Origin of the sequence: Actinomyces sp. MRS3W (assembly GCF_032465695.1) — a bacterium.
Lineage (GTDB): Bacteria > Actinomycetota > Actinomycetes > Actinomycetales > Actinomycetaceae > Actinomyces.
Window position 1 is genome coordinate 1 of the sequence record NZ_JAWDJJ010000059.1, and the last position, 10388, is coordinate 10388.

The 10388-nt window shown below is 69.8% G+C and carries 11 protein-coding genes; 7 read left to right on the forward strand and 4 right to left on the reverse strand.

Translation table 11 applies throughout. The annotated features are described in order from the left end of the window. Positions 1 to 1508: DNA topoisomerase IV subunit A (locus tag RWX45_RS01640; protein WP_316022049.1), on the reverse strand; the 1508-nt coding region annotated here is incomplete at its 3' end. Positions 1509 to 1587: 79 nt separating this feature from the next. Here RWX45_RS01640 and RWX45_RS01645 point away from each other — a divergent pair. Both RWX45_RS01645 and RWX45_RS01650 read left to right on the forward strand, forming a co-directional pair. Beyond that, positions 1588 to 2190, forward strand: a complete 603-nt coding sequence (locus RWX45_RS01645; protein WP_316022059.1) for a DUF5998 family protein — start codon at positions 1588 to 1590, stop codon at positions 2188 to 2190. After that, positions 2187 to 3419, forward strand: a complete 1233-nt coding sequence (locus RWX45_RS01650) for an alkaline phosphatase family protein (RefSeq protein ID WP_316022050.1) — start codon at positions 2187 to 2189, stop codon at positions 3417 to 3419. Before RWX45_RS01645 ends, RWX45_RS01650 begins: the two co-directional genes overlap by 4 nt. Before the next feature lie 18 nt (positions 3420 to 3437). Here RWX45_RS01650 and sepH read toward each other — a convergent pair whose 3' ends face one another. After that, complete coding sequence (gene sepH / locus RWX45_RS01655) at positions 3438 to 4466, reverse strand: septation protein SepH (RefSeq protein ID WP_316022051.1); 1029 nt, start codon at positions 4464 to 4466, stop codon at positions 3438 to 3440. Positions 4467 to 4707: 241 nt separating this feature from the next. Between sepH and RWX45_RS01660 the strand changes: the two genes are divergently transcribed. The 4 genes from RWX45_RS01660 (at position 4708) to RWX45_RS01675 (ending at position 6909) form a co-directional block, all read left to right on the forward strand. Further along, entirely contained in the window at positions 4708 to 5013 is a 306-nt protein-coding gene (locus tag RWX45_RS01660) for a DUF4193 domain-containing protein (RefSeq protein WP_316022052.1), read from the forward strand. A gap of 77 nt (positions 5014 to 5090) precedes the next feature. Continuing rightward, positions 5091 to 5786, forward strand: coding sequence for a DUF3710 domain-containing protein (locus tag RWX45_RS01665; RefSeq protein ID WP_316022053.1), 696 nt, complete (start codon positions 5091 to 5093; stop codon positions 5784 to 5786). Beyond that, positions 5783 to 6181: an OB-fold nucleic acid binding domain-containing protein gene (locus RWX45_RS01670; RefSeq protein WP_316022054.1), complete on the forward strand. Its 399-nt coding sequence runs from the start codon at positions 5783 to 5785 to the stop codon at positions 6179 to 6181. The genes RWX45_RS01665 and RWX45_RS01670 overlap by 4 nt, the downstream gene beginning before the upstream one ends. Beyond that, complete coding sequence (locus tag RWX45_RS01675) at positions 6178 to 6909, forward strand: DUF3159 domain-containing protein (RefSeq protein WP_316022055.1); 732 nt, start codon at positions 6178 to 6180, stop codon at positions 6907 to 6909. The genes RWX45_RS01670 and RWX45_RS01675 overlap by 4 nt, the downstream gene beginning before the upstream one ends. Here the strand turns inward: RWX45_RS01675 and RWX45_RS01680 are convergent. Further along, positions 6884 to 7615, reverse strand: a complete 732-nt coding sequence (locus tag RWX45_RS01680; RefSeq protein WP_316022056.1) for a TrkA family potassium uptake protein — start codon at positions 7613 to 7615, stop codon at positions 6884 to 6886. The genes RWX45_RS01675 and RWX45_RS01680 overlap by 26 nt on opposite strands. Before the next feature lie 2 nt (positions 7616 to 7617). Further along, on the reverse strand, positions 7618 to 8283 hold the full coding sequence (locus tag RWX45_RS01685) for a TrkA family potassium uptake protein (RefSeq protein WP_316022057.1): 666 nt from the start codon (positions 8281 to 8283) through the stop codon (positions 7618 to 7620). Positions 8284 to 8389: 106 nt separating this feature from the next. Here RWX45_RS01685 and RWX45_RS01690 point away from each other — a divergent pair. Further along, on the forward strand, positions 8390 to 10388 hold a 1999-nt coding region (locus RWX45_RS01690), incomplete at its 3' end, for an APC family permease (protein ID WP_316022058.1).

Consider the following 10388-nt stretch of genomic DNA (forward strand, 5'->3'; position numbering starts at 1 on the left):
CCCGCACCGGATCCCGGCGCCTCCAGCAGCACCGTGCGTCGCGGCGTACCGAACTCCTCGGCCACCGCGGCCAGCTCCTGGGAGACCGTGGCGCGCAGCAGCTTGTCATCGGCCAAAATGGCTTCCAACTGCTCGATCTGCGCGGCCAGGTCGTCGCGCTCCTGCTCCAGCTCAATGACGGAGAACTTGGTCAACCGGCGCAGCTGCAACTCGAGAATATAGTTCGCCTGCGCCTCGGACAGGTCAAAGACCTGCATGAGTCGCCGACGCGCCGTGGCCGCATCCTCACTGGAGCGGATCACCTGAATGACCTCGTCAATGTTGAGGATGGCAATGAGCAGCCCCTCAACCAGGTGCTGGCGCTCGCGGCGCTTACCCAGGCGGAAGCGCGTGCGCCGCTCCACCACCGTCAGGCGGTGGCGCACGAATACGTCCAGCAGCTCGCGCAGGCCGAGCGTGCGGGGCTGACCGTCAACCAGGCACACATTATTGATGCCGAAGGAGTCCTCCAACGGCGTGTGCCGGTACAACTGCGCCAGGACGGCCTCGGGGTTGTACCCGTTCTTCACCCCGATAACGAGGCGGGTGCCGTGCTTGCGGTCCGTTAGGTCGGCAACATCGGTGATGCCCTGCAGCTTCTTGGAGGCGACGGTCTCCTTAATACGGGCGATGACCTTTTCCGGCCCCACCAGGTAGGGCAGCTCGGTGACCACAATGCCCTTCTTGCGGGCGGTGATGTTCTCAATGCGGGCGGTGGCGCGGGTGGAGAACTTGCCGCGGCCGGTGCGGTATGCCTCCCGAATGCCGTCCAGTCCCACGATCATGCCGCCGGCCGGCAGGTCCGGTCCGGGCACGAAGGCCATGAGGTCATCCAGGGTGGCATCCGGATGGTCAATGAGATGCCGGGCCGCCGCGACCACCTCGGTGAGATTGTGCGGCGGCATGTTCGTGGCCATACCCACCGCGATACCGGAGGCGCCGTTGACCAGCAGGTTGGGCAGGGAGGCGGGCAGCACCTCCGGCTCGGTGAGGGTGTAGTCGTAGTTCGGGGTGAAGTCGACCGTGTCCTCGTCAATGTCCGCCGTCAACGCCAGGGCGGGCGCGGCCAGGCGCGCCTCGGTGTAGCGGGGGGCCGCCGGGCCATCGTCCAGGGAGCCGAAGTTGCCGTGCCCATCCACCAGTGGCAGGCGCATGGTGAAGGGCTGCGCGAGTCGCACCAGCGCTTCGTAGATGGCGACGTCCCCGTGCGGGTGCAGCCGCCCCATGACGTCGCCGACGACGCGGGAGGACTTGACATGCGGGCGATCCGGGCGCAGGCCCATCCGGTCCATCTGGAACAGGATGCGCCGTTGCACGGGCTTGAGCCCATCGCGTGCATCCGGCAGGGCGCGGGCGTAGATGACCGAGTAGGCGTACTCCAAGAAGGAGCTGCGCATCTCCGTGGGCAGGTCCTGCTCGACGATGAGGTGGTCGGCGGGCGGGGGAGTCGGCGGGGCGGACTTCGGCATAGTCGCATTGTCTCGGCGCGGCTTCGCCAATGGGGCAACGACACCCGGAGGTGACGGACAAGATGGCATGATCTGTCCCATGACGTGGACTGCGCAGGCTCGCCCCGGAGACGACGCCCCCACCCCGATGTCGCTCGTCGACGAGGTGACGCGGGCCGGTTACTACCCCGAACTCGTGCTCGGCACACTCGATGCGGCCGTTGCGGGGGAAGAGGTGCTGGTGGACCTGGTGCAGGCGGAAACCGTCTTCGACGACGCCGTCCACCGCCACCTCACCGTGCTCGCCCTCACCCCCACTCGGCTCATCATTGTGCATGTCGACGACGCCCCCCGTGAGGACGGTCTACCCGGGGCCCTGGCCACCAGCGAGGCGGTGCCCGTGTCCCGGATCAAGTCCGTGGGACTGACCCGCGGTGTGAGCGAGCCCGCGGCCGGTGGGGGCCGGCTGCAGGAGATGACGATCGCGCTGTCCTGGGGCTCCGTGCGCCGCATCGACCTTGAACCCGCCACCTGCGCAGACCCCGACTGTCAGGCCGACCACGGGCTGACCGGCGTGTCAGTGCCCGACGACATCGTGGTGCGTGTGGCCGCCGGGGTGGAGGGCGATGAGGCCCTGGCCCGCGCCGAGCACTTCGCCCGTGTGCTCTCAGCAGCCACGGCCCAGGCCGCGGTGCGGGCATGAGCCCGGCGGCGTCGACGCCCCGGCAACTGCGGCAGGTGCTCGGAGCCGCCGGCGTCGGCGCCGGCCTCACGCTGCGGCCGGGACCGCCCGGGACCCTGACCGACGCCGAGGCACGGGCGGCCGCGACCGATTGGGGCATGCTCGACGCCGACGCCACCGGCATCGTCGTCGTCCTCGTCGACGGTCTCGGCATGGAACAGCTCCAGGAACGCCGCGGCCACGCCCCCACCCTGCGTGCCTGGCTGTCCCAGGCCCCATACGGCGCGGCGGCTTGCACCTGCCTACCCTCCACGACCGCTGCCGCCCTGACCACGCTGGGCACCGGCGCGCTTCCCGGCGTCACCGGCATGGTCGGCTACTGCGTGCTCAACCCGCGTCTGGGCCGCGACCTGCCCGCTGGCACAGTCCCCAGCGCCGACCAGAACCTCTGCCTCATCACCTGGGACGGGAACGCCCCCAACCCCCGCGCCTGGCAGGACGTGCCCACGATCTTCGAACGACTCGCGGACCCCGAGGTCCCGCAGCGTGCACCGCTGGCCGTCACCATCGGCCCGCAGCGCTTCGCCGGCTCAGGACTAACCGAGGCGGCGCTGCGAGGCGCCCCCCACGTGGGCGCCGATCGCCTGGAGGACCGTCCCGCGCTCGCCGCAGCGGCGCTGCGCAGGGGGGTGCCCCTGATCTACCTGTACGTCGGCGAACTCGATCATGCGGGTCACCAGCACGGCTGGCGCTCGCCGCAGTGGCTGGAACAGTTTGAGCGCCTCGATCAGGCACTGGCCGAGCTGGCGCGCCGCGTCCCTGCCGGCACCCGCATCCTGCTCACCGCCGATCACGGCATGATCGACACCGACCCCGCCCACCGCCTCAACCTGGTGGACTGGCCCGAGCTCAATCGCGACGTCGTCGCCATTGCGGGCGAGCCCCGTTTCAGCCAGCTGTACGTGCCCGGCTCCGATCCGGACCTTGCTGCGGCGGTGGCCGACCGCTGGCGGACAGTGCTGGGGGAGCGAGCACTGTGGGTGGGCACCCGCGCGGACGCGCCCACCCGCTTCGGACCGCTTAGTGAGCGTGCCACCAGTGTCCTGGGGGACGTGCTGGTGGCCATGGCCGACAACTGGGTCGTCGTCGACCCGCGTGTGCATACAGAAGGGGCGATGGCCATGCCCGGCGTGCACGGGTCTGCCACCGAAGCGGAGATGACCGTGCCGCTGCTGCTGGCCGGGGACTGAGCGTCCCGCAGCGGCGCGCTACTCCGGTTTGGAACCGAAGACGATCTCATCCCAGGACGGCACCGAGCGGCGCGTGCGGCGCTTGGTCTGCTTTCCGGCCGGCGCCGGCGGCATTTCCGGAAGCGCCTCCTGGGTGGGAGGCTCAGCCTCCGAATCCGGCGTCGGCGAGGCCGCCGGCGCCCGCAGGCGGCTACCTGCGGGGTGATTGCCGGTATGAGCGCGGCGCCGTTCCGACATGGACACGACCTGGGCCTGCCCCTGAGGGGGAGTATCCGGACTTTCGACCGGTGCCTCAACCTCCTCCTGCGGCGGCTGCGCCTCCACGCGGCGCCCCCGGTTGGAGGCCAGATCCGCGAGCAGGGCATCGGTTGAGTCCGCCTCGCTGTCCGGCGGCGGTGAAGCCTCGGCGGAGGCAGGCGAGGGGGCGGACGAGGCGCCGGGAGCTTCCGAGTCCTGGTCGAAGACGGTGGGGCGGCGCGAGCTACCCGCCTCGGTCAGCCAGCGGGCCTCGTCGTCGAGGGCAGACACCGAGCGGGCCGTGAGATCCAGCTCCCAGTGCGCTTGCTTGGCCTGCGCGCCCTGCACGAAGGTCAGCACGATTTGCCACGGCTCACGGCCCTCACGCAGGGCATCCCATTCGAGGCTGCTCGGCTCAACGCCGCGTGTGGCCAAGCGGTCGACCGCCAGCTCGCCGAGGACGGGGGAGTCCTTCTCCCAGCCGATACGGCAGGCCTGCGCCTGCTGCACCGCCCAGAGGCGCTCGGCGATGACCGGTCCCTCAAAACGACGCACGTGCTCGCTGTCGAGTCCAGTGGCGGCGGCCACCTCCTCGGCGCTGGCACCGGCGCGCATGAGCGCCTGCAACTCGCGGGGGCGGACGTTCGTGCCGTGCGGCGGAGTTTGAGGAGTCGGGGTGAGAGCCGCCGGACGCGCCCGTCTCACGGCGGCGCGCACGGCGTCGTCGACAACCATGCTGTAGCGCTCACCGCGCGAGTCGGTCATGACGATGGTGTCGCCGTTGGCTCCCAACAGCTCGAGCTCGATCATGGACGTGGGCCTCCTTCAGTCGCTGCGCAGCCTGAGACAGGCGGGCTGCCACATGCCTCAGCGTGCCATCTCAGCCGCCCTGTGTCGCGGAGGCGGGGCGGTGTGGCACGCATAAGCTGGTGGCCTGTTCGCCCACAGCCGCTGTTGGCGGCCCAATGAGGCGGTTCCCGTCACTGCCACGTGGTGCTATGGTGCGCGTGCCCTAGCTGAAGAACCGTCCACGACAGAAAGTGACGAGGCCATGGCAACGGACTACGACGCCCCGCGCAAGAACGATGACGAACCCGAAGCCGACTCCATTGAGGAGCTCACCGCTCGGCAGAAGGACCAGTCCTCGGAGGCGATTGAGGAGGACGAGAACGAAGTCGCCGAAGGCTTCGAACTCCCCGGAGCCGACCTGTCCCGGGAGGAACTGAGCGTGCACGTCGTCCCCCAACTTGAGGACGAGTTCACCTGCTCGGAGTGCTTCCTGGTACATCACCGCAGCTCCCTCGCCTACGTGGACGAGTCCACCGGTCTGCCGGTGTGCACGGACTGCGCCGGCTGACCCCGCCGTCGCGACCATGCGCAGCCGCCCGCGCTGGCGGATTATTCATCCATACACCACTGTGAGAGGAGAACCTCATGGGCCTGTTCTCCCGCCGTCACCGTGACGACGCCGGAGCCGAAGCCGTCGTCGAGGAAGAACCCGAAGCGCCCCAGGAACCCGGCACGGGTCCCTGGGATGCAGACGACGTGCCTGCCGGCTCAGCGCCTGCGGGGCGCATCGATCTCGGTTCGCTGCGCATCCCCGCCGTCGACGGCATGCAGATCCGCATGGAACGTGCCGGCCAGGGCGCGGAGGCGGCCGCCGTCGTGCTCATCCTGGGCGGGTCAACCCTGGAACTGCGCGCCTTCGCCGCCCCCCGCACCGCGGGCATCTGGGAGGACCTGCGCGCCGACATCACCGCCGAACTGACTCGCGCCAAGGCAACCTACGAGATACTCGAGGGTGAGCACGGCACCGAAATACTCGCTCAGGTGCCGGTGCGGACCCCGGAGGGGCGCTCCGCCAGCGTGGCGGCACGGTTCCTGGGGGTTGACGGGCCCCGCTGGTTCCTGCGCGGCGTCCTGCAGGGGCGCGCGGCCACCGACGCCGAAGCCGCCCGGCCGCTGCGTGAGGTCTTCAACAACACGGTCGTTGTGCGAGACGGAACCGCTCGGCCCCCGCGGGAGATCCTGCCGCTGCATGCGCCCGGCGTCACCACATCCCCCCAGGCCGAGGACCTGCCGGGGCTCGACCCGCTGGAGCCGGGTCCGACCATCGCCGAGGTGCGATGAGCCGCGGCAGGCGGGGCGAGCACTCGCTCGGAAGGCGACTGGCAGCGCGACTGCGCTCGCTTCGGGCGAGTCGAGAGGACATTAATGCCGCCGACGAGGCGGACTCGGCCGCGCGGCGCGGGGCGACGTTCATTGAGGACCTGCAGCCGCGCCACCGCGCGCGCGTGACCGGGGTGCTGCGCGCCATCACCTACCGGCCGGCCTCCGACAAACCGATGCTGGTCGGCCAGCTCTACGACGGCACCGGCTCGGTGGACCTGGTCTGGATTGGTCGACGCGCCATCGCCGGCATCAACCCGGGCATCCACGTGAGCGCCGAGGGGATGGTGGTGGCCGGCCGCAGCCGCCCCACTATCTACAACCCCGTCTACGAAATCCTGGGAGAAGGCACATGAGCGCTGCGGTACCGTCCTCGCGTGGCGGCCTCGGCACGCTCGACGCCGATCGCTTCGACGTCGCAGCGGCCGTCGGCGGGTGGCGAGGCGTTTTCGAGTCCGCCGCCCCCACGCTCGTATTCGTCCTCATCCTGGCGGTGCGACCCACCGCCCTGGTGCCGGCACTGCTCGCCTCACTCACGGTCAGCGCCGTGGGCCTGGCTGCTCGGCTGGTGGGCCGCCAGCCGCTCACCCAGGTGCTCGGCGGGGCAGCGCTCGCGGGCATCAGCGCCCTGTGGGCATGGAGGTCGGGCAGCGCCACGAACTTCTACGCCACCGGACTGCTCATCAATGCCGTGTGGCTCGCGGCTACCGGCGGCTCGCTCCTGGTGCGCTGGCCACTGGTGGGGGTGCTGCTCGAAGCCTGGCATGCGGCGGCAGGCGGCTCCGACCAGGCCAAGGGGACCGGCGCAGCCGACGCCCCGGCCGCGCCTGCCGGGCGGCCAGGCTGGGGGAGCTGGCGCACCGACCCCGCCCGCGCCGCCACCAGGCGCCGCTATGCCGCCGGCACGGCCATTCTCGCCGCCATGTTCGCACTGCGGCTGGTGGTGGAAGTGCCCCTGTACCTGGCGGGGGAGACGGCCGTGAGCGCCCTCGGCGTCGCCCGCCTCGTACTCGGCGTGCCCCTGTTCGCCCTCACCCTGTGGTTCGTGTGGCTGGTTGTCACACCGAGTCGGCGGCGCCACTGACGGCGTCGGCACCGGGCGCGGTCGCCGGGGCGGGCTCCTCGACGGCGGTGAAGATCTCCGGCACCTCACCCAGGGCGGCCGCACCCTCCTGAGCGGTGAGGAAGAGCAGCTCGTCCCCCCGCTCGAACCGGTCGTCGCGACCGGGACGAATCGGCCGGTAATCCCGCAGGATGGCCGTCAGGACCGTGTGCGGAGGCAGCTCCACCTCGCTGACCAGGGTGCCAATGACGGGGGAGTCATCCGGCAACGTCAGCTCATGCATGAGCGCACCGGACTGGTGGAAGGTGAAGATGGGCACGAGCGCCCCCACGCTCACGGCCTCCTCCACCAGCGCCGTCATAATGCGCGGGGTGGAGACGGCCACATCCACGCCCCAGGTGTCGTCGAACAGCCACTCATTCTTGGGGTTGTTGACACGCGCCACCGTGCGCGGCACCCCGTACTCGGTTTTGGCCAGCAGGGAAACAACCAGGTTGACCTTGTCATCCCCGGTGGCGGACACGACGACGTCGCAGTCGCCGGCACCCGCATCGGCCAGGGATTCGACGTCGCAGGCGTCCGCCAGCTGCCAGTCCGCCTCCGGCACGGAGGCAATGCGCATGGCATCGGGGGAGCGGTCTACCAGGGTGACGTCGTGTCCGTGGCTAATGAGTTCACGGGCGATCGACCGCCCCACCGAGCCGGCTCCGGCAATGAGAATCTTCACCTTCACACCTCCTGTGCGGGCGGACGGGACAAAGCGCGCTGCATGGCCGGCAACTGTTCCGACGTCGCCGCCAGGTGGAGGCGGTCATGCTCCTGAATAATGGTGCTTGCCTGCGGGATGAGGGCGCCCGAGCCGCGGGAGAGCCACGCCACGCGCACCCCCAGCCGCTCCTCGAGGAAACCGACGGTGCTGCCGACCCAGGCGGGGGAGACGTCCGGCTGCACCAGGCCGACGGCTCCGGAGGGATCCATGAACTCCCGCGCAGTGCCGCCGGGAAGCAGGTGCCGCATCATGTGCTCGGCCGTCTGCCGTACCGTGGCCACGGTGGGAATGCCCAGGCGTTCGTACACGTCGGCGCGGGTGGCGTCGTAGATGCGGGCAACCACGTGCTCCACTCCGAACAGCTCGCGCGCCACACGTGCGGCGATGATGTTGGAGTTGTCCCCATTGGAGACGGCGGCGAAGGCGTAGGCCTCATCGATGCCCGCCTGCTCCAGGGCGTCGCGATCGAAACCGATTCCCTTGATCTTGCGGCCGTTGAACGTGGCCGGCAACCGACGGAACGCGTCGGAGTTCTGGTCGACGACGGCCACCGAATGACCCATGCGGTCGAGCTGGGAGGCCATCGAGGCACCCACGCGGCCGCAGCCCATAATGACGAAGTGCACGGGGTGAACGGTACTCCGCCGTGAGCCGCACCGGGAGCGGGCGTGACGTGGGCCGGGCCCGACGGAATCTTGGCGCAGCGGACGCACGGACGTAGCATCGTCGTCCGTGCGTGACTTCGCCGACCGCGTCAAGCGGCTCCTTGTCGGCCGTCCGGTGCCCAGCCGGGCTCTGGGCGAGACCCTCCTGCCTAAGCGGATCGCTCTGCCGGTTTTCGCCTCCGACGCTTTATCCAGCGTCGGCTACGCCCCCGACGAGATCCTTGTCACTTTGGCGGTGGCGGGTGTTGCCGCCACCGCCCTGTCGCCCTGGATCGCGCTGGCCGTGGTCGGGGTGCTCGTCATCGTGGTCGCCTCCTACCGGCAGACCGTCTACGCCTACCCCTCCGGTGGCGGCGACTATGAGGTGGTATCCACCAACCTCGGTCACCGTGCCGGCCTGCTGGTCGCCTCCGCGCTGCTGAGCGACTACGTCCTCACCGTCGCCGTCTCCATTTCCTCCGGCACCGGCTACCTGGTGGCGGCCCTGCCTACTCTGGCCCCCTACAAGGTGGAGATCGCGGTCGGCATTGTGACCCTCCTGGCCCTCATCAACCTGCGGGGCAGCCGCGAGTCCGGCGGCGCCTTCGCCCTGCCCACCTACCTGTACATGCTCGCCGTCGGGGTCATGGCCGTGGTCGGCTTCATTCAGGAGCTCACCGGATCCCTCGGCCAGGCGGAATCCGCCACCTATGAGGTCGTTGCCCAGGCCGGATGGGATCAAGGGCTGACGGGCCTGGCCGGCGCCTTCCTCATCCTGCGGGCCTTCTCCTCCGGCTGCGCCGCACTGACCGGCGTTGAGGCCATCTCCAACGGGGTTCCCAGCTTCCGGCGGCCCAAGTCGAAGAACGCCGCCACCACCCTGCTGCTGCTCGGCGTCATCGCCGCCGCCATGCTGCTCAGCGTCATCCATCTGGCCGGCGCCGTCGGCGTCCACATGGTCGAGGATCCCGCCACACAGCTGCTGCACGACGGCGTGCCCTTGGGCGAGGGCTACCACCAGGACCCGGTGATCGGACAGATCGCCGCCACCGTATTCGCCGGATTCCCGCCCATGTTCTACCTGGTCACCGTGGTCACCGGACTCATCCTGGTGCTCGCCGCCAATACCGCCTTCAACGGCTTCCCGGTGCTGGCCAGTGTGCTCGGCCGCGATCAGTTCCTGCCCCGGCAGCTGGCCCAGCGCGGTGACCGCCTGGCCTACTCCAACGGCATCATCGTGCTGTGGGCCGGCGCCGTCGCCTTCATCGTCGGTTTCCAGGCCAACACCAACCGGCTCATCCAGCTGTACATCGTCGGCGTGTTCATCTCCTTCACGCTCTCCCAGATCGGCATGGTGCGCCACTGGACCCGGGAGCTGGCCACCGCCACCGAGGTCAAGGCCCGGCGGCGCATGCACCGCTCACGAGTGATCAACGGCATCGGCGTCATCGGCACGGGCAGCGTCCTGGTCATCGTCCTGCTCACCAAGTTCACTCGCGGTGCCTGGATCACCCTGACGATCATGGCGATCCTCTACCTCATCATGAACGGCATTCGCGGCCACTACCGGCGTGTCAGCGAGGAGATCGCCATCGACGACCTGCACGATGCGCGGCTGCTGCCCGCCCACGTGCACGCCATCGTTCTGGCCTCCCGCCTCCACCGGCCCACCCTGCGCGCCCTCACCTACGCCCAGTCCACCCAGCCGACCTCCATCGAGGCCGTCACCGTCGACACCGGGGACGGCGCCGCCGAACAGCTCCTGGATGACTGGGAGGACGCCGAGCTGCCGGTGCCGCTGACGGTGCTCGACTCCCCCTTCCGTGACATCACCCGTCCGATCATCTCCTATGTGCGCAGCGTGCGGCGCGAATCCCCCCGCGACCTCGTCGTCGTCTTCCTACCCGAATACCTGGTGCGTCACTGGTGGGAGCAGGCGCTGCACAACCAGACGGCGCTGCGGCTCAAGACGGCGCTGCTGTTCACCCCGGGCGTGGTCGTGGCCTCGGTGCCCTGGCAACTGGGGCTGCCCGGTCAGACGCATATCCGTCATGGCATGCGCGTCGCGACCCCCCGGGGCATTGCGG

Bases quoted from the DNA above. Each gene is read 5' to 3' on its own strand.
- RWX45_RS01645 (WP_316022059.1), top strand. From the start codon at position 1,588: ATGACGTGGACTGCGCAGGCTCGCCCCGGAGACGACGCCCCCACCCCG.
- RWX45_RS01650 (WP_316022050.1), top strand. From the start codon at position 2,187: ATGAGCCCGGCGGCGTCGACGCCCCGGCAACTGCGGCAGGTGCTCGGA.
- sepH (WP_316022051.1), bottom strand. From the start codon at position 4,466: ATGATCGAGCTCGAGCTGTTGGGAGCCAACGGCGACACCATCGTCATG.
- RWX45_RS01660 (WP_316022052.1), top strand. From the start codon at position 4,708: ATGGCAACGGACTACGACGCCCCGCGCAAGAACGATGACGAACCCGAA.
- RWX45_RS01665 (WP_316022053.1), top strand. From the start codon at position 5,091: ATGGGCCTGTTCTCCCGCCGTCACCGTGACGACGCCGGAGCCGAAGCC.
- RWX45_RS01670 (WP_316022054.1), top strand. From the start codon at position 5,783: ATGAGCCGCGGCAGGCGGGGCGAGCACTCGCTCGGAAGGCGACTGGCA.
- RWX45_RS01675 (WP_316022055.1), top strand. From the start codon at position 6,178: ATGAGCGCTGCGGTACCGTCCTCGCGTGGCGGCCTCGGCACGCTCGAC.